This window comes from Kutzneria sp. CA-103260 (genome assembly GCF_018263855.1).
GTDB lineage: Bacteria > Actinomycetota > Actinomycetes > Mycobacteriales > Pseudonocardiaceae > Kutzneria.
Genome location: NZ_CP073318.1, coordinates 8,391,091 through 8,409,713 on the forward strand (window position 1 = coordinate 8,391,091; position 18,623 = coordinate 8,409,713).

At 69.6% G+C, this 18,623-nt stretch carries 18 protein-coding genes; 7 read left to right on the top strand and 11 right to left on the bottom strand.

The window, feature by feature from the left end; all coding sequences use genetic code 11:
* Window positions 1-82: 82 nt before the first annotated feature.
* The 4 genes from JJ691_RS52670 to JJ691_RS36920 all read left to right on the top strand — a co-directional run bounded on the left by JJ691_RS52670 (window position 83) and on the right by JJ691_RS36920 (window position 8,425).
* Window positions 83-4,456, top strand: coding sequence for an SdrD B-like domain-containing protein (locus tag JJ691_RS52670; RefSeq protein ID WP_249227256.1), 4,374 nt, complete (start codon window positions 83-85; stop codon window positions 4,454-4,456).
* 105 nt (window positions 4,457-4,561) lie between these two features.
* The gene (gene cysS / locus JJ691_RS36910; protein WP_211764151.1) at window positions 4,562-5,944 is read left to right on the top strand and encodes a cysteine--tRNA ligase; all 1,383 of its coding nucleotides are present in this window, start codon (window positions 4,562-4,564) and stop codon (window positions 5,942-5,944) included.
* A gap of 11 nt (window positions 5,945-5,955) precedes the next feature.
* Window positions 5,956-6,924 carry a 23S rRNA (guanosine(2251)-2'-O)-methyltransferase RlmB gene (gene rlmB / locus JJ691_RS36915; protein ID WP_211764152.1) on the top strand — a complete coding sequence of 323 codons (969 nt, stop codon included), beginning with the start codon at window positions 5,956-5,958 and terminating at the stop codon, window positions 6,922-6,924.
* A 67-nt stretch (window positions 6,925-6,991) separates the two neighbouring features.
* Window positions 6,992-8,425, top strand: coding sequence for an MBOAT family O-acyltransferase (locus tag JJ691_RS36920; RefSeq protein ID WP_211764153.1), 1,434 nt, complete (start codon window positions 6,992-6,994; stop codon window positions 8,423-8,425).
* A 30-nt stretch (window positions 8,426-8,455) separates the two neighbouring features.
* On the opposite strand, the gene JJ691_RS36925 is transcribed toward JJ691_RS36920, so the two are convergent.
* Together JJ691_RS36925 and JJ691_RS36930 are read right to left on the bottom strand one after the other, a co-directional pair.
* Complete coding sequence (locus tag JJ691_RS36925; RefSeq protein ID WP_211764154.1) at window positions 8,456-8,851, bottom strand: nuclear transport factor 2 family protein; 396 nt, start codon at window positions 8,849-8,851, stop codon at window positions 8,456-8,458.
* 10 nt (window positions 8,852-8,861) lie between these two features.
* Entirely contained in the window at window positions 8,862-9,305 is a 444-nt protein-coding gene (locus tag JJ691_RS36930) for a nuclear transport factor 2 family protein (protein ID WP_211764155.1), read from the bottom strand.
* 68 nt (window positions 9,306-9,373) lie between these two features.
* Between JJ691_RS36930 and JJ691_RS36935 the strand changes: the two genes are divergently transcribed.
* Entirely contained in the window at window positions 9,374-9,937 is a 564-nt protein-coding gene (locus JJ691_RS36935) for a DJ-1/PfpI family protein (RefSeq protein WP_211764156.1), read from the top strand.
* Here JJ691_RS36935 and JJ691_RS36940 read toward each other — a convergent pair.
* Complete coding sequence (locus JJ691_RS36940; RefSeq protein ID WP_211764157.1) at window positions 9,930-10,517, bottom strand: TetR/AcrR family transcriptional regulator; 588 nt, start codon at window positions 10,515-10,517, stop codon at window positions 9,930-9,932. The two genes, JJ691_RS36935 and JJ691_RS36940, sit on opposite strands and share 8 nt — an antisense overlap.
* An 82-nt stretch (window positions 10,518-10,599) precedes the next feature.
* Between JJ691_RS36940 and JJ691_RS36945 the strand changes: the two genes are divergently transcribed.
* Entirely contained in the window at window positions 10,600-11,220 is a 621-nt protein-coding gene (locus tag JJ691_RS36945) for an NAD(P)-dependent oxidoreductase (protein WP_211764158.1), read from the top strand.
* Here JJ691_RS36945 and JJ691_RS36950 read toward each other — a convergent pair whose 3' ends face one another.
* A complete protein-coding gene (locus JJ691_RS36950) occupies window positions 11,221-11,637 on the bottom strand; it encodes a carboxymuconolactone decarboxylase family protein (RefSeq protein ID WP_211764159.1) in 417 nt (138 codons plus the stop codon).
* Between the two features lie 37 nt (window positions 11,638-11,674).
* Between JJ691_RS36950 and JJ691_RS36955 the strand changes: the two genes are divergently transcribed.
* Complete coding sequence (locus JJ691_RS36955) at window positions 11,675-12,187, top strand: hypothetical protein (RefSeq protein WP_211764160.1); 513 nt, start codon at window positions 11,675-11,677, stop codon at window positions 12,185-12,187.
* Here the strand turns inward: JJ691_RS36955 and JJ691_RS36960 are convergent.
* From JJ691_RS36960 to JJ691_RS36990, 7 genes are all read right to left on the bottom strand, one after another.
* Window positions 12,184-12,969: a class I SAM-dependent methyltransferase gene (locus JJ691_RS36960; RefSeq protein WP_211764161.1), complete on the bottom strand. Its 786-nt coding sequence runs from the start codon at window positions 12,967-12,969 to the stop codon at window positions 12,184-12,186. The genes JJ691_RS36955 and JJ691_RS36960 overlap by 4 nt on opposite strands.
* A 34-nt stretch (window positions 12,970-13,003) precedes the next feature.
* A complete protein-coding gene (locus tag JJ691_RS36965; RefSeq protein ID WP_211764162.1) occupies window positions 13,004-13,585 on the bottom strand; it encodes a DUF1707 SHOCT-like domain-containing protein in 582 nt (193 codons plus the stop codon).
* A gap of 57 nt (window positions 13,586-13,642) precedes the next feature.
* Window positions 13,643-14,521: a metal ABC transporter permease gene (locus JJ691_RS36970; RefSeq protein WP_211764163.1), complete on the bottom strand. Its 879-nt coding sequence runs from the start codon at window positions 14,519-14,521 to the stop codon at window positions 13,643-13,645.
* Window positions 14,522-14,555: 34 nt separating this feature from the next.
* Window positions 14,556-15,353 carry a metal ABC transporter ATP-binding protein gene (locus tag JJ691_RS36975; RefSeq protein WP_211771941.1) on the bottom strand — a complete coding sequence of 266 codons (798 nt, stop codon included), beginning with the start codon at window positions 15,351-15,353 and terminating at the stop codon, window positions 14,556-14,558.
* Window positions 15,354-15,409: 56 nt separating this feature from the next.
* Entirely contained in the window at window positions 15,410-16,312 is a 903-nt protein-coding gene (locus JJ691_RS36980) for a metal ABC transporter solute-binding protein, Zn/Mn family (protein ID WP_211764164.1), read from the bottom strand.
* A gap of 200 nt (window positions 16,313-16,512) precedes the next feature.
* Window positions 16,513-17,133, bottom strand: a complete 621-nt coding sequence (locus JJ691_RS36985; protein ID WP_211764165.1) for a VanZ family protein — start codon at window positions 17,131-17,133, stop codon at window positions 16,513-16,515.
* An 89-nt stretch (window positions 17,134-17,222) separates the two neighbouring features.
* Window positions 17,223-18,323 (bottom strand): ABC transporter ATP-binding protein, encoded by a 1,101-nt coding sequence (locus JJ691_RS36990; RefSeq protein ID WP_211764166.1) that lies wholly within the window; start codon window positions 18,321-18,323, stop codon window positions 17,223-17,225.
* Window positions 18,324-18,623: the final 300 nt, after the last annotated feature.

Consider the following 18,623-nt stretch of genomic DNA (forward strand, 5'->3'; position numbering starts at 1 on the left):
CCCTTCCAGGGATACCGTCGGCGATCTTCGGCGAATACGGTCGCGGAGAATTCTCCTGCGAGCGGAACCGAGGAGCCGTCAGGTGAGCAGGTCACGCGCCAAATCATCGTCGATACTGGCCGCATTCACGTCGATAGCACTGGTGGCCAGTGGCGCCGTGCTCGCGCCGACGGCCGCCGCCGCCGGGCCGACGGTGCCGGCCGGCTGTGTCGGCGGTGTCGCCCCCAACCCGAGCGTCGAGCAGACGGTGAGCGGCGGAGCCCCCAGCGGCTACACGTTCTCGCCGGCCTCGCCGGTGCCCTCGGGCACGCCCACTGCCAAGCAGCCCAAGCTGTACACCAACGACGCGTACACCTACGACGGCAAGCTCTACGCGCTGATATCCACGCCGGACAACAAGGTCAGCACCGCGTACGAGAGCATCCCGAAGGTGTTCCCGGGCGGCATCTACACGCTGACCGACTGGACCGGCACGCACGCGTCCAACCTGGCGCAGAGCGGCAACGACCAGTACACCGGCCTGCGGTTCTACGACTCCGGCGGCAGCCAACTGTCGCAGACCCAACTGAAGGTCACCCACGACGTCAACACCGACGGCAAGGTCGGCCGCCAGGACTTCGCGCCGGTGACCGCGCCGGCCGGCACCGCGTCGGTGAAGTTCTTCGCCAGCACCAACTACAACTGGGTGAAGTGGGACTGCGTGTTCCTCCAGCTGGCGGCCTACAGCGTGAAGAAGGAGGTGCAGAACCCGACCTCCGGCGCGTGGGGGCCGACCGCCACCATCCCGGCCGGCGGCACCGCCAACTACCGCGTCACCGTCACGAACGAGGGCACGCAGCAGCTGACCGGCATCACGGTGAACGATCCGTGGTGCTCGACCCAGCCGACCGGCAGCCCGTTCACGCTGGCCGCGGGCGCGAACAAGGTGCTGACCTGTTCGCACGCAGGCGTCACCGCCGCCGATGACGGGCACGTCAACACGGCCACCGTCTCCGGGGTGACCTCCCCCGGCGGCAAACTCCCCGACCAGACGGCCAAAGCGACGATCACCGTCTCCACGCCGACGCCACCGGTGACCAACAAGCTGGGCGACTACGTCTGGGTGGACACCAACCGCAACGGCATCCAGGACTCCGGCGAACCGGGTCTCCAGGGCATCCCGGTCACGCTCAAGGGCACCAAGACCGGAACTGCCACCACCGACGCCAACGGCAAGTACCTGTTCGACAACCTGCCCGACGGCACCTACAGCGTCTGCTTCGACTTCTCCAAGCTGCCGGCGCAATACGCGGACTACAAGCCGACCAAGCAGAACGCCGCCGGCCACAACGGCACCGACTCCGCGGCCGACGCCACCGGCTGCACGGCGACGACCACGCTGGGCGCAAGCAAGCGCCAGGACCTCACCCTGGACGCCGGCATTTCCGGACCGCCGAACCAGCTCGGTGACTACGTCTGGGTCGACACCAACAAGAACGGCCTCCAGGACAGCAACGAGCCCGGGGTCTCGGGCGTCACCGCGACGCTGAAGAACGACCAGGGCACGACGCTGGCCACCACCAAGACCGACGCAGGAGGCAAGTACCTGTTCGACAATCTCAACGACGGCACCTACCAGGTCTGCTTCGACCCGAGTTCGGCCGACGCCCAGTTCGCCAGCTACCAGCTCACCCAGGCCAACGCCGCCGGCCACAACGGCACCGACTCGGCCGCCGACCCGTCGACGAGGTGCACCAGCACCACCACGCTCGGCGTGGGCAAGCGCCAGGACCTGACGCTGGACGCCGGCCTGGTGCCGCCGACCAACCGTCTCGGCGACTACGTCTGGCTGGACACCAACAAGAACGGCCTCCAGGACCAGGGCGAGCCGGGTGTCCCCGGTGTCACCGTGACGCTCAAGGGCACCTCGTACACCACGACCACCGACGTGGACGGCAAGTACGTGTTCGACCAGCTGCCGGACGGCACGTACACGGCCTGCTTCGACATCAGCACCGCGCCGGCCCAGTACAGCGGTTTCAGCCTGACCAAGCCGAACGCCGCCAACCACAACGGCACCGACTCGGCCGCGGACACGACGTCCAAGTGCACCCAGCCGACCACGCTGGGCCCGAACAAACGCGAGGACCTCACGCTGGACGCCGGCATCGTCAGCCCGCCGAACCGGCTGGGCGACTTCGTCTGGGTCGACACCAACAAGAACGGCGTCCAGGACACCGGTGAGCCGGGCGTCCAGGGCGTGCCGGTGTCGGTGAAGGACAGCACCGGCAAGGTCGTCGGCACGGCCACGACCGACGTCAACGGCAAGTACGTGGTCGACAACCTCAACGACGGCACGTACACCGTCTGCTTCGACCTGACCAAGCTGCCGCAGCAGTACAGCGACTACCAGCTGACGAAGCCCAACGCGGCCAACCACAACGGCACCGACTCGGCCGCCGACCCCGGCACCTCCTGCACCGCGCCCACCACGCTGGGCTCGACCAAGCGGGCGGACATGACCCTGGACGCCGGCATCCAGCCGCCGGTGAACCGCCTCGGCGACTACGTCTGGGTCGACAGCAACCACAACGGCATCCAGGACGCCGGTGAACCCGGGGTCCAGGGCGTCACGGTCACGTTGAAGGGTTCGCAGTCGGCGACGACCACCACGGACGCCAACGGCAAGTACCTGTTCGACAACCTGCCGGACGGCACCTACAGCGTGTGCTTCAACGTCGGCAAGCTGCCCTCGCAGTACGCCGACTACACGCTGACCAAGCAGAACGCCGCCAACCACAACGGAACCGACTCCGCCGCCGACACCACCGGCTGCACGATGACCACCACGCTGGGCGCCGGTCACCGTGCCGACCTGACCTTGGACGCCGGCATCTCCGCGCCACCGAACAAAGTCGGCGACTACGTCTGGGTCGACACCAACCACAACGGCATCCAGGACGCCGGTGAGCCCAGGGTCCAGGGCGTCACGGTGAACCTGACCGGCAAGCAGACCGCGACCACCACCACGGACGCCAACGGCAAGTACCTGTTCGACAACCTGCCCGACGGCACCTACCAGGTGTGCGTGGACCTGTCGAAGTTGCCGCAGCAGTACGCGGACTACACCTTCACCACGCAGAATGCCGCCAACCACAACGGAACCGACTCGGCGGTCGGCGCCAACGGCTGCACGCCGGACGCGACGGTCGGTCTCAACCACCGCTCGGACCTGACGCTGGACGCCGGCATCGTGGCCCCGGCCAACCGGCTCGGCGACTTCGTGTGGGTGGACGCCAACCACAACGGCATCCAGGACGCCGGTGAACCCGGGGTCCAGGGTGTCGCGGTGACGTTGAAGGGCACCACGGTCGGCAGCACCACCACCGACGCAGGAGGCAAGTACTCCTTCGACAACCTGCCGGACGGCACGTACAGCGTCTGCTTCGATGTCACGAAGCTGCCGGCGCAGTATGCGGACTACACGCTGACCAAGCAGAACGCGGCCAACCACAACGGCACCGACTCCGCGGCCGACACCACCGGCTGCACCATGACCACCACGCTCGGGGTCGGGCACCGGCAGGACCTCACGCTGGACGCCGGCATCTCCGCGCCGCCGAACCGGCTGGGCGACTTCGTGTGGGTGGACAGCAACCGCAACGGCATCCAGGACGCCGGTGAACCGGGTGTGCAGGGCGTCGCCGTGACGCTGAAGGGCACCTCGTACGCCACGACCACGGACGCCAGTGGCAAGTACCTGTTCGACAACCTGCCCGACGGCACGTACACGGTCTGCTTCGACCTGTCGAAACTGCCGGCGCAGTACGCCGAGTACCAGGTGACCAAGCAGAACGCCGCCGCCCACAACGGCACCGACTCGGCGGCCGATCCGGCCAGCCGCTGCACCAAGTCGACCACGCTGGGCGTCGGCCACCGCCAGGACCTGACCCTGGACGCCGGCATCGTGGCCCCGGCCAACCGGCTCGGTGACTTCGTCTGGTCCGACACCAACGGCAACGGCATCCAGGACGCCGGCGAACCCGGCCTCAAGGGCGTCACCGTCACGCTGAAGGGCACGTCGTACACCACGACGACCGACGCCAGTGGCAAGTACCTGTTCGACAACCTGCCGGACGGCACGTACACGGTCTGCTTCGCCATCACCGGCAAGTACACGGTGACCAAGCAGAACGCGGCCAACCACAACGGCACCGACTCGGCGGCCATGCCGTCGACGGCCTGCACGCCGAGCACCACGCTCGGGGCCGGGCACCGGGAAGACCTGTCCATGGACTGCGGTGTGGTGCCGCAGGCCGCTCCGGTGATCAACCCGGGCCCGCCGACCGGGACGACGCCGGCCGAGCTGGCCTACACCGGCACGGACAGCCTGGCTCTGGTCGCCCTGGCCGGGCTGCTGCTGGTCATGGGCTGCGGGCTGGTGCTGCTGACCCGCCGGAGGAGGACGAACAGCTGAGGTAGCAATTGGTGAAAGGGGGGCCACCCGCTCGGGTGGCCCCCCTTTTACACGCCGTGACCTGGGCGAATGTAATGGCCCGCTGGGGGTGCGTACCATTTGCGTGTGAGCCTTCACCTCTACGACACCGCGACCCGCAGTCTGCGGGCGTTCCAGCCTGCGCGCAGTGGAACCGTGTCGATCTACGAGTGTGGGGCCACAGTGCAGGGCACACCGCATCTAGGCCACATCCGCGGCGCGGTCAACTTCGACGTGCTGCGGCGCTGGCTGGAACACGACGGCACCGACGTGCTGCACGTGCGCAACGTGACCGACATCGACGACAAGGTGCTCACCAAGAGCGCCGAGGCCAATCGGCCCTGGTGGGAGTGGGCGGCCACCAACGAGCGCGCCTTCCTGGACGCCTACGAGGTGCTGGGCTGCCTGCCGGCGTCCATCTCGCCGCGGGCCACCGGGCACATCACGCAGATGATCGAGCTGATGCAGCGGCTGATCGACCGCGGGCACGCCTACGCCGCCGACGGCGACGTCTACTTCGCCGTGGCCTCGTTCCCGGAGTACGGCGCGCTGTCCGGCCAGAAGCTGGACGAGGTGGCCCAGGGCGAGTCCGCGGCCACCGGCAAGCGGGACCCGCGCGACTTCACGCTGTGGAAGAGCGCCAAGCCCGGCGAGCCGTCCTGGCCGACGCCGTGGGGCCCGGGCCGGCCCGGCTGGCACCTGGAGTGCTCGGCGATGGCCACGTACTACCTGGGCCCGGAGTTCGACATCCACGGCGGCGGGCTGGACCTGGTGTTCCCGCACCACGAGAACGAGCAGGCCCAGTCCCGGGCGGCCGGCGACCCGTTCTCCCGGTACTGGATGCACTGGGCCTGGGTCACCATGAGCGGCGAGAAGATGTCCAAGTCGCTCGGCAACGTCATGTCCATCCCGGCCATGCTGACCAAGGCCCGGGCCGTGGAGCTGCGGTACTACCTGGTCGGCCCGCACTACCGGTCGACCATCGAGTACTCGGACACCGCGCTGGACGAGGCCGTGTCGGCGTACGGGCGGATCGAGAACTTCGTGCAGCGCGTGGTCCAGCAGACCGGCTCGGTGGAGCCGGGCGTGCTGTGCGCCGACTTCACCACCGCGATGGACGACGACCTGGCCACCCCGGCCGCGCTCGCCGCCGTGCACAGCACCGTGCGCGAGGGCAACGTGGCCCTGGACAACGGGGACCAGGACGCGGCCCGCGGCGCGGCCGGCTCGGTGCGCGCCATGATGGGCGTGCTCGGGCTGGACCCGTTGTCCGACAAGTGGTCTCGATCGTCCACTGCGGACAACGGCATGCAGCAGGCGCTGGACGTGCTGATCGGCCACCTGTTGGAGGAACGGCAGCGGGCCCGGGCGGAGCGCGACTTCGCGACCGCGGACCTGTTGCGCGACCGGCTGTCCAAGGCCGGCATCACCGTCGAGGACACCCCCGGCGGTCCTAAGTGGAGCTTGTGAGGAACTGACTGATGGCGGGTAACTCCCAGCGTCGTGGCGCCATGCGCAAGACGGGCACCAAGAAGGGCGCCGTCGTCGGCTCGGGTGGCCAGCGGTCCAAGGGTCTGGAGGGCAAGGGTCCGACGCCCAAGGCGTCCGACCGCACCGGGCATCCGGCGCAGCGCAAGGCCAACGCCGCGGCCGCGCGCAAGGAGGACCAGCAGAAGCGGGCCAAGCGGACGGGCAACAACGCCGAGACGGTCGCTGGCCGCAACCCGGTCGTCGAGTGCCTGCGGGCCGGCGTGCCGGCCACCGCGCTCTACGTGGCGATCGGCATCGACGCCGACGAGCGGGTGGCCGAGTCGATCAAGCTGGCCGGCAACCGGGGCATCTCCGTGCTGGAGGTGGCCCGCGGCGAGCTGGACCGGATCACCGCCGGGGCCATGCACCAGGGCCTCGGCCTTCAGGTGCCGCCGTACGAGTACCGGCACCCCGACGAGCTGCTCAAGCAGGCCCAGGACAGCGGCGAGCCGCCGCTGCTGGTGGCGCTGGACGGCGTCACCGATCCGCGCAACCTCGGCGCCGTCGTGCGGTCCGCCGCCGCTTTCGGCGCCCAGGGCGTGCTGCTGCCGCAGCGGCGCAGCGCCGGCATGACCGCCGTGGCCTGGCGGACCAGCGCCGGCACCGCCGCCCGGATGCCGATCGCCGTCGCCACCAACCTCACCCGGACGCTGCGCGACTGGGCGTCCGAGGGCTTGATGGTGATCGGGCTCGACGCCGACGCCACGATCTCCTCCGACGAGCTGGAGCTGGCCACCGGTCCGCTGGTGGTGGTCGTCGGCTCCGAGGGCCGCGGGCTGTCCCGGCTGGTCCGGGAGACCTGCGACCAGACCGTGTCCATCCCGATGGCCGCCGGCGTCGAGTCGCTCAACGCCTCCGTCGCCGCCGGTGTCGTGCTGGCCGAGGTGGCCCGCCGCCGAAGGGTGGCCGGTCGGATCTGACGTTCGGCCAAACGGCCCCTCGGTCTTGGGTTAGGGTCGACCGTCCGTCCCTGACCCGAGGCCGAGGATGAACTTCGTCAGCCCCCTGTTCCTGTGGTACTTCGTGCCGGTCGTGCTGCTGGCCGTGCTCGTCACGCCACGTGGCTGGCGCAACGGCGTGGTCGCCGTGGCCAGCCTGGTCTTCTACGCCGCGGGCGCCGGGCCGACGACGCTGTTGCTGCTGTGCAGCATGGCCATCAACTACCTGGCCGGCATGATCCTGGAGCCGGAGCGCAGCCGGCTGGCGGCCAGCGACCGCCGGGTCGTGCTGGCCGGGGTGATCGCCATCAACCTGGCCGCGCTGGTCGTGTGGAAGTACGCCGGCTTCCTCACCCAGCAGGCCGACAGCATCGCCAAGCTGTTCGGCGGGGGCGTCGAGGTCGCCCAGGTGGCGCTGCCCATCGGCATCTCGTTCTACACCTTCCACCACATCTCGTACCTCGTCGACATCCACCGCGGTGAGCGCAAGGCCGCCCGCAACCCCGTCGCGTTCATCGCCTACATCGCGATGTTCCCCCAGCTCGTCGCCGGCCCCATCGTGCGCTACCGGGAGATCGCCGACCAGCTGCCCCAGCTTCGCTACCACCGACTCGACGACTTCGCCGCCGGGTTCCCCCGGTTCGCCCTCGGGCTGAGCAAGAAGGTCATCGTCGCCGACCAGCTCGGGCCCGTCGTCGCCACCTGCTTCGACACCGCCCCGCACGACATGACCTTCGGCATCGCCTGGGTCGGGGCCATCGCCTACACCCTGCAGCTGTACTTCGACTTCTCCGGCTACTCCGACATGGCCATCGGTCTCGGACGAATGCTCGGTTTCCGCCTGCCGGAGAACTTCGCCCGCCCCTACTCCTCGGTCACCGTCACCGAGTTCTGGCGCCGCTGGCACATGTCCCTGTCCCGCTGGTTCCGCGACTACGTCTACATCCCCTTGGGCGGCAACCGTCATGGCGTGGCCAAGACGTACCGCAACCTCGGCATCGTCTTCGTGCTCACCGGTTTCTGGCACGGCGCCAACTGGACTTTCCTGGTCTGGGGCCTCTACCACGGCGCCCTGCTCGTGATCGAACGCGGCCTCGACACCGGCAAGGCCCCGGCCGTGCCCCTGCACCGCCTGCTCCGCCGGGCCAGCACCCTCCTGCTCGTCGTCTTCGGCTGGGTCCTCTTCCGCGCCCCCGACCTCGGTCAGGCCCTCGTGATGATGGGCCACATGCTCATCCCCGACTTCTCCGGCCTCGGCGACGTCGTCGGGCCGACGTTGAACAACCAGCGCACCCTCGTCCTGCTCCTGGCCCTGCTCATCGTCCTCATGCCCGCCCGCCCCGCCACCGGCCGCTTCCTCGAGTCCGCCCGCACCCGCCCCGCCATCGCCCTGCGCGCCGGCGTCATGCTCATCGGCCTCCCCTACGCCGCCATCCTCCTGGCGTCAGGCACCTTCAGCCCGTTCTTGTACTACCAGTTCTGATCCACACCCCACCTGAGCGGGGCGAACGGCTCACGCGCGAGCGGTTCCGAAGTAGTCGCGAAGCCGGGCGATCCTCCCGTCCCTGAGCCGGAAAATCTGCACGAACGACATGGTGGTTCGCTGCCCGTCCGGAAGGTCGAAGACGGTGTCGATCTCCGCCACGAACATGTCCGGGTCCACGGTGTGCAACGCGTACTTGGACTCCTGAACGTTCACGGTGCCGGGAACATCAAAACCCTCGTGGTACTGGCGGATTCCGTCCCGGATCGCGGCCCGTCCTGCCAGCCGCCGCGGCAGACGGTGGCCCTCGGGCACCAGAGGTGCCTCGAACACGCCGTCCTCGGCGAACAGCTCCGCCACGGCGTCAGGGTTCCGGCTGATCGCGCCCGCGTGGAGGTACCGCTCGAAGAACTCCTTGTGCGTCACTCTTTCCAAGCTATCGACGCCACTCGGGCAGCGGGCCGAGGTCGAACGTGCCCTGCACCTTTCGCCGCCCGATCCGCCACTGGCCGTCGACCTGCGAGTAGTGGTCCTCGTAGGTGCCGCCGCCGGTGACCCAGGTGCCGTCGGGCAGCTGGACGTGGACGATGACGTCGGAGCGGCCGGTGGCCTGGGAGAGGTCGATGACGTGGTTGACGGTGCCGTGCTGCATGACCGCAAACGCTTGCCACTGGCGTTGTACGGCGGCGCAGATGGCGTCGATGCCGGTGAAGACGTAGTCGGGATCGGAGTCGGTCTCCCAGACGGCGTCGGGGGTCCAGACGCGCCGCCACAACGCAAGGTCCCGGTGGTCGGCGGCGACGCAGTAGTGGTGGGCCAGGCGGTGCAGCGCCAGTTCGGCTTCGACCCGCTCCAGGCGGGCGACGAGGTCGGTGAACATCGCACCAGTCTGGGGATTCCGCCGGGCGGCGGGGCGGAGTAGGCAGGAAGGCGCGAAGGAGGCCGATGATGCCCAAGATCGTGATCCTGACCGGGGACGCCGCCGAGGACCTGGAGTTCTTCTACCCGTACCAGCGGCTGCGGGAGGAGGGCTACGAGGTGCACGTGGCGGCGCCGACGAAGAAGAAGTTGCAGTTCGTGGTGCACGACTTCGTGGACGGGTTCGACACGTACACGGAGAAGCTGGGCCACACGTGGGATGCGGACGTGGCGTTCGCGGATGTGGACCCGGCGGAGTACGTGGCGGCGGTGGTGCCGGGAGGGCGAGCGCCGGAGTACATCCGGAACAACCCGGATTGCCAGCGGATCCTGCGGCACTTCGTCAACGAGGGAAAACCGTTGGCGCATCTGTGTCACGGGGCGTTGGCGCTGGCGACGGCAGGCCTGTTGGACGGCCGGCGGACGGCGGCGTACCCGGCGTTGGAGCCGGACGTGCGGGCGGCGGGTGGGGAGTTCGTGGACAGCGAGGCGGTGGTGGACGGCACGATGGTGACGGCCCGGGCCTGGCCGGACCACCCGGCGTGGATGCGGGAGTTCATCGCGGTGCTGAGGGCGAAGGCGCCGGTCAGCTAGGGAGGATGCCGGCGGCGACGGTGGACGCCAGTGCCGCGGCGACGGAGTCGGGGTCGGCGGACGGCTCGGTGAAGTGGTCGAGAAAGGCCCGCTGGAAGCAGGCGCCGATGAGCAGCGCGGTGGCGGCCCGGACGTCGGCGTCGGGGCGGATACGGCCCAGGAGTTGTTCGGCGGCAAGGTAATCGGCGACGGCGTCGTTCACGCGCTGCGGACCGGCGTCGCGTTCCCGCAGCGCGGCCCGGTGCGCGGCGAACAGCGTGGGCTCGGCGAACAGCGAGGCGGCCATCGGGAAGTTGTGGCCGTAGAAGACGATGGTGGCGCGGGCGATGTCGGTGAGGTGCCGCAGCACGGTGTCGGTGCCGACCCGCCCGCCCAGCCCGGCCAGGAGCGTGGTCAGCGAGCCGGGGGCACGCTCGGCCAGCACGGCCAGGAACAGCTCGGTCTTGTCGCGGAAGTGCTTGTACAGCGCGGCTTCGGAGAAGCCGGCGGCGCGGGCGATCTCCTTGGTGGTGGCGTGCGCCAGCCCGCGGGCGCGCATCACCTCGGCCGCCGCGTCGACCATTCGGTCCCGAGTGCTCACCGACACCTCCGGTTGACAGGTGAGTAAGTGCTCACCCACTATAGCGGTGAGTGAGTACTTACCAACCACAACGGAGGACACGATGCGCATCACGTTGTTCGGCGCGACCGGGGGCACCGGTCGGCAGGTTCTGGATCAGGCGCTGGCCGCGGGACACGAGGTCACGGCGGTGGTGCGGGACCCGGCGAAGCTGACGGCACCGGATGTGGTGGCGGCGGATGTGATGGACCCGAAGGCGATCGCGCCGTTCATCGACGGCCGCGACGTCGTGGTCACGGCCATCGGCGCACGCGAGCTCCGCCAGCCGACGAGCGTGCAGACCGACAGCACGAAGAGCATCGTCGAGGCGATGCGCCGGACCGGCGTCCGCCGGCTGATCGTGGTCAGCAACAGCGGCATGGTGACCGAAGGCGACGGCCCGCTGACCAAGGCGCTGGTCAAGCCGATCCTGCGGCGGATCCTGGTGCACGGCTGGACCGACATGCGCCACATGGAGGACGTGGTGACGGCGAGCGGCCTGGACTGGACGATCATCCGCCCGCCGATGCTGACCGACGGCCCCCGCACCGGCGCCTACCGCCGCGAGATCGGCCGGAACGTCCGCGGCGGCAACCGGATCTCCCGCGCCGACGTGGCCGACAGCATCCTGCGCAGCCTCGGCGATCCCGGCGCGGTGCGGGCCACGGTGTCGATCGCGAACTGATCAGTCCACAGTGGTCTCGACCGGCAGCAGGCCGCGCTCGGCGAAGACCTCCTTGGCCACGGCGGTCGCGTTGAGGGCACGGGGAAAGCCGCAGTAGCCGGCCGACTGGAGCAGCGCCTCGACGATCTCGGCGGGCGTGAGGCCGACGTTGAGCCCGGTGTTGATGTGCACCCGCAGCTGGGGTTCGCAGCCGCCCAGTGCGGTGAGCATGCCGATGGTGACCAGCTGGCGGTCCCTGGGCACCAACTGCGGCCGGCTGTAGATCTCGCCGAAGCCCCAGGCCACCACCTGGTGGGCCAGTTCGGGTGAGACGTCCGCGAGCGAGTCGACCACCGCGGGCCCGATTCCCCCGCTGACCTCGTTGAGCAGCGCCATCCCCCGGTCGAACCGGGCTTGTCGATCATCGTGCTCGGTCATAGGCCCACCTTACGACGTCACCCATTAGGATCATGCGGTGATGGCGTTCGACGGTCACGTCTGGATCCACGACGGCCAGCTCTACCTCAGCGGAAACCCCCACGGCAGCCCCGACTGGGACCGCTGCTTCACCGCCAACCCGGTCGGCATCGTCGGTGTGTACGGCGGCGAGGCGATCCTGCTCACCGGCCTGCACACCGGTCACGTCGGCGTCCGGGTCGACCTGGCCGCGGCCGATCCCGGCGCGCAGCTGGAGCGCTACGAGGACGTGGTGGAGATCGACTTCACCCCGGCCGAGGACGAGCTGCACCTGGTCGAGTGGGCCGGCGAGGACAGCCACCCGCTCGGCCCGCTGCCGGCCGGCCCGGGCAACCACCGATTGCGGTACCACGCAAGGGGAATGGACGCCGGCCACGACCTGGACACGGCCGACGAGCACGACGGCGAGCCGGTCGACGAGTACCTGGTGCAGGTGTGGCCGGCCCGTCCGTCGATGCCGGCCACCCTCAAGCTGACCAGCGCCTACGCCCAGGCCTGCCAGAGCAGCTAACCCTTGCGCCCCACCGTGAGCAGGTGCGAGGAGACGCCGAGCACGCTGGGGTCGGACTCCATCAGCCGCAGCGCCCAGAGCAGGTGCTCGCGCTGCACCGGATCGGCCAGCCGGGCCTCGATCTCGTCGTCGGGCAGGGCCCGTGCACTGCCCTCGATGGCGAACACCTGCGGCGCAAGGAATCCCGCCTCGGTGGCCTCCTGGACCGACTCCTCGGGGCGGTGGAAGTACGTGTGGGTGAACCACTCGTGCCGCCCCTCGGGCGGCCGGTGGTGGCCGTCGACCACAGTGGACGCGACCATGGAGTGGAACTCCTTGTACCGGAACAGGTTTCGGAACAAGGCATCGTGCAGCGAGGAGAACCGGGCGATGGTCGCGGCGGCGACGTACCCGCCGGGCTTGAGCACTCGATGGGCCTCGCGCCAGGCGGCCAGCCGGTCCTCGACGGTCAGCAGGTGGTACAGCGGCCCGCACATGAGCACGAAGTCGTACGAGGCGTCGGCGGCGTCCAGCTTGCGCGCGTCGCCGAGAGTCGCGGTGACGCCGGGGATTTCCGCCGCCCGGGCCACATGCAGCGGCATGGCGTCGACCAGGTCGACCCGATGGCCGAGCTCGGCCAGCCAGCGCGCGTGCACCCCGGTCCCACCACCAACGTCCACAATGGACGAAGGAACTGCCGGCAGGTAGCGCTCCACGAGTTCCCTGGTGCGCACCAGCTCCAGCATCCCGCCGCCGGCGCCGAGCCGCCCGTCTTCCCCGTCCTGCTCGTAATAGGCCTGCATCTCTCGACCGTAGCGAAGCGGGCCAGCTGTTTTCTCAGTCGCCGTAACGGATCTTGATGTCGCCGGCGCTCACGCTGCCCTCGACATGAAGCACCGGCTGGCCGGGGTCGCCATGCGCGCTGGCCTTGTTGTTGAACTTGCCGCTGCCCACCGACACCCCCTCGACCACCACGGTCCAGCCCCGCGGCACGAGCACCTTGATGTTGCCCCAGCCGCATTCGAGGTGCAGCCACACGTCGCGGTGCCGGCAGACCGCCTCGCTGAAGTCGATCTTCACGTGGCCCATCGAGCAGCGCGCGTTGATCCGGCTCGGCACCGTCCACCGGCCGACCTGGTTGACGTTGCCCATGCCCGCGTTGAGCTCGAGCGGCCGCTCGTCCTCGACCGGAACGGGCGAGGTCAGCGCGACGGTTCCGTTGTGCAGGGCGGTGGGCAGGTCGGCCAGGATCACGGTGAGCTCGCCGCGCACCTTGGCCGAGGCGGCGATCGCGCTGCGCTCGCCGTACTCGTCGATCGTGATCATCCCCTGGTCCAGCGCGTCCTGCAGAATCGCGGCCGCCCGCTCCCGTTCGGCGTTGGACACCCTGAGGTTGGCCGGGTCGATCGCGTCAGTCATGGCATCACGCTAGTACGGATCGACAGCCGGTCCATTGGGTAAGTCCCCGATTCCGGCTCAGGGTCGCGCGGCCCCTACCGCCAGGTGGGCGGACGCCATCCCGCGCCCGCTGCCGATCCGCCGCGCCCGCAGCGCGCCGACCAGCCGGCACACCAGGTAGATCAGGAACGAGATGGCCGTGACGAACGCGCTCACCGGCTTGCCCGGCACCAACGACAGCACGATGCCGCCGAGCACCGCCAGCTCCGCGAACACGATCGACAGCACGGTGGCCACCAGCGGCGAGGCCGTCACCCGGGACGCGGCGGCGGCCGGTGTGATCATCAGCGACAGCACCAGCAGCGAACCGACCGTCTGCACGCCCAGCGCCGTGGCCACGCCGACCAACACCGCGAACACCGGCGACAGCACCCGCAGCGGCACGCCCCGCGCGGCCGCCACCTCGGCGTCCACGCTGGCGAACAGCAGCGGGCGGTAGATCAGCGCCAGCACCACCAGCACGCCCACCGCCGCGCTGACCAGCAGCACCAGGCTGCCCGAGTCGACGCTGGCGATCTGTCCGATGAGCAGACCGAACTTGTTGGCGGAGTTGCCTTCGTAGAAGGACAGCAGCAGCACGCCGACACCGAGCCCGAACGCCAGCACCGCGCCGATCACGGAGTCGTGCTCGGACACCTTGCGGGTCAACAGGCCCAGGATCACCGCCGCCACAATGGCGCCGACCAGCGAGCCGTAGCCGACGTTGATGCCGGCCAGCAGGGCCGCGGCGCCGCCGGTCAGGGCCAGCTCGCTCGTGCCGTGCACGGAGAAGGCCATGTTGCGGGTGACGATCAGCGGCCCGAGGACCCCGGCCAGCACGCCCAGCACCGCCGCCGCGACCAGCGCGGAGCCGACGAAGGGCAGGAGGAGAAGGGTGGTGGAGATGTAGTCGGACATCAGGGCCGCGCCTCCCGCGCGATGTGATCGGCCGTCACGGCCGCACTTCCGGCGTCGGCGTGGTGTCGGCGCAGTGGTGCGATTCCTGGTGCGCGCCGACCACGACGATCTGGCCTCGCACCCGCAGCACGTCGACCGGCGTCCGGTACAGCTCGGACAGGTTCTCCGAGGTCATCACCTCGTCCGGCGTGCCGATCCGGAACCGACCGTTGACCAGGTACAGCACCCGGTCCACCAGCGGCAGCACGGGATTGATCTCGTGTGTCACGAACAGCACGGCCGTGCCGGCGGTGCGACGGCGGGTGTCAATCAGCTCGCTGACCACACGCTGGTGAGCCAGGTCCAGGGACAGCAGCGGCTCATCGCACAGCAGCAGCTGGGGGTCGCCGACCAAGGCCTGCGCCACTCGCAACCGCTGCTGCTCGCCGCCGGAGAGCAGGCCGACAGGGTGATCCGCGTAGTCGCTGGCGCCGACCTCGGCCAGCACCGCCTCCACCTTGTGACGACGCTCCTTGCGGCCGCGCAGCCCCAGGCCCCAGCGATGCCCGTCCAGCCCGAGGCCGACCAGGTCTCGGCCGCGCAGCGTGAGGTTGGCGTCGATGGACCGCTGCTGCGGGATGTAGCCGAGCTTGTGGTTGGCCTTGCCGGGCGCGCTGCCGGCGATGGACACCTCGCCGGCCGACAGCGGCTGCTGGCCGAGCAGGACCCGCAGCATGCTGGTCTTGCCGGAGCCGTTGGGGCCGAGCACGGCCAGGAACTCGCCGGGCCTGATGTCCAGGTCGAGGCCGTCCCACAGGACCCGGCTGCCGTAGGCGAGGCGGGCCGCACGCATGCGCAGCGCCGCCGCCGGCCTGGTGGCCGGGGCGGCGTCGACGAGCGCGTCCGCCGTCACTGCTTCACGAGCGCTTTCGATAGGGCGTCGACCTCCTTGCCGATCCAACCAACGTAGTCGGTCGTGCCGGCCGGCAGCGTCTCGGTTACGTCCACGACCGGAATACCGGCCGCGGCGGCCTTCGACTTGAGCTGATTGGTCAGGTCGGTCTCGGTCTGGGCGTTGTTCACCAGCGCGTCGACCTGGCGGTTGGTGATCAGCGCGGTGGCCTCGGCGACGGCGGCGACGGGGATGTCGGTGCCGGCCTCGACCGCCTCCTCGAACGCCTTGGGCGTGGCGTCGGCGACGTTGCCCGCGGCCAGCAGGTAGTTGGCCACCGGCTCGGTGACCACGACCTTCTTGCCGGCCGGGATCTTGGCGATCCGCGCGGTCAGGTCGTCCAGCTTGGTGTCGAACGCCTTGGCGTTGGCGTCGAAGGTGCTCTTCTTGGCCGGCTCGACGGCGCCGAGGTCCTCGGCGATCTTGTCCGCGACCTTCTTGACCGTGGGCAGGTCGTAGAAGACGTGCTCGTTGGTGTCGGCGGTCTTCTGCTTGCCGGAGACGTCGAAGGCCACCACGCTCGGCTTGCCCCCGCCGACGGTGGCGACGGCCTTGCCGAAGAAGTCGTCGTAGCCGATGCCGTTGGAGACCAGCAGCTGCGCCCCCGCCACCGCGGCGGTGTCCTTGGGCTGCACCTCGTAGTCGTGCGGGTCCTTGGTCGGGTCGTCGATGATCGACGTGACGCTGACGTCGTCGCCGCCCACCGCCCGCACGACGCTGCCCCACACGTCGGTCGACGCGACCACCTTGATCTTGCCGTCGGTCTGGGCGGACGACGCGGCGCCGCTACCGCACGCGGCGAGCACCGCCGCGGCCATGGCCACTGTGGCCGCCGGCGCCCAACGGGAACGGACAGTCATCTGCACACCCCTCGACAGCGTGACGATCTAGCAATGGAAACCGTTGTCGAGTAGAGCCTATGCGAGGAGAGTGATCAACATCCTCGTTGGAGTGAAAATCGTTATCACCTGGACGGGTGATTCGATCGGCCGGCGACGACGAACCGGCAGGTCCAGACCACGTCGGCCGCGACGGTGTGTTCTTCGCCGCAGCGGAGCGGTTACCGCCTGTGCCAGGCCCCGATGGGGACTGTCTGCTGCTCCTGGCACACCGGCGCGGTCTCCCGACGGGGTGTGAACTGGACCGGGATCGAGGGCATCTCGTGACGGCGCTGGTGCCGGCCGCGGCCGAAGGCCAGCAGCAACAGCCAGCCGGCCACCGTCGCCAGTGCCCCGCCGACGCTGTTGTTCATGAAGTCCTGGCCGTCGCACACACCCAGCTCGAACACGGCCTGGGCGATCTCGATGCCGGCGCTGACCGACACGCAGCCGATGGCCACCAGCAGCGGGCGCTTGGTCGCCAGCACGCCGAAGAAGCCGAGCGGCATGAGCATCACGAAGTTCAGCAGCGCACCGCCGGCGGCCAGCGAGAAGGAGCCGGGCACGCAGACCTGGAGCGGGTCGTCCAGCCGCAGCCCGCCCCAGAACGGCCGGACCAGGGTCACCGACAGGGCCAGCGCCAGGCTCACGCCGGCCAGCACGGAAGCGGTCCTGCCCCAGCGGAACAGGTGCGCGGCCAGCAGCGCCAACGCCCCCAGGACCAGGCCACCGACCAGCAGTGCGGCGGTGACGTCCGGCCGTGCGGCGAGGTAGTCGTAGCCATCCCGGTAGAGCTCATGCATATCCGGTCAGACGACGAGCCCCGCCCACCGGTTGTTCCACACGCGTGTGGCCCGCCCGGAACACCGGGCGGGCCACAGGTGCGTCGGGATCAGACGTCCAGGCGGGCGCCGCTCTCCGGGTTGAACAGGTGCACCTCGCTGGTGTCGCGCACGGCCACCTTGACGTTCTGGCCGAAGGCCGGCGGCGTGCGGCCGTCGACGCGGACGATGAAGCGCTCCGGCTGGCCGCCGATGCGCACCGAGCCATAGACGTAGGCGTCGGCGCCGAGCTCCTCGACCAGCTCGACGGTCAGGTCCATGCCGGGCTCGTCGCCCGAGGCCAGCCGCAGCGTCTCGGGCCGGACGCCGAAGGTGACCTCCTTGAGGCCCTCCGACGAGGCCTTGTCCAGCGCGGCCCGGGTCAACGGCACGGTGAGGCCGTCGAGCTGCGCGCCCTCGGCGGTCAGCGGCACGGTCTTGAGGTTCATCGCGGGCGAGCCGATGAAGCCGGCGACGAAGGCGTTGGCCGGGCGGTCGTACAGCTCACGCGGGGAGGCGCACTGCTGGAGCAGGCCGTCCTTGAGCACGGCAACCCGGTCGCCCATGGTCATGGCCTCGACCTGGTCGTGCGTGACATAGATGGTGGTGGTGCCCAGGCGCTGTTGAAGGGCGGCGATGTTGGCGCGGGTCTCCACGCGCAGCTTCGCGTCCAGGTTGGACAGCGGCTCGTCCATCAGGAAGACGGACGGCTCGCGCACGATGGCCCGGCCCATGGCGACGCGCTGCCGCTGACCACCGGACAGCGCCTTCGGCTTGCGGTCCAGGTACTTGGTCAGGTCCAGCATCTTGGCCGCCTCGGCGACCTTGTCCTTGATCTCCTGCTTGGGCGTGCCCCGCAGCTTGAGCGCGAAGCCCATGTTCTCGGCCACGGTCATGTGCGGGTAGAGCGCGTAGGACTGGAACACCATGGCGATGTCGCGGCCCTTGGGCGGCACGTTGGTGACGTCCTTGCCGCCGATCTGGATCGCGCCCTCGTCAACGTCCTCCAGGCCCGCGAGCATGCGCAGGGCGGTGGACTTGCCCGAGCCGGACGGCCCGACCAGCACCAGGAACTCACCGTCCGCGACGTCGAGCTCCAGCTGGTCGACCGCGCGCACCGGAGGGTTCCCGGCGAACACCCGGGAGGCACTGACGTAGGCGACCTCGGCCATGTGTGGTCCCTTTCACTGCGAAACGTGTGACGACAAAGTAACCCGAGAAACCGCATCCGTCAGCCCCTCGGCGTACGACGACTACCCACCGTTTCTGAATCGTCACCCCTAGCCCCGGACGGTGGCGGTCACGATCGCCGGACCAGGCACAACGTGGCGCGCACCGGGTATCCGCGCATGCGCCGAATGGCCCCATTGGACGCGGTCGTGTTGCCCGAACGGCTGCGTATCCGGTGGTGGCGACGCTTCTTGATCGGCCTGCAAAGTTTTGCCGGGCATTTCACATGCGTGACCAGCCGG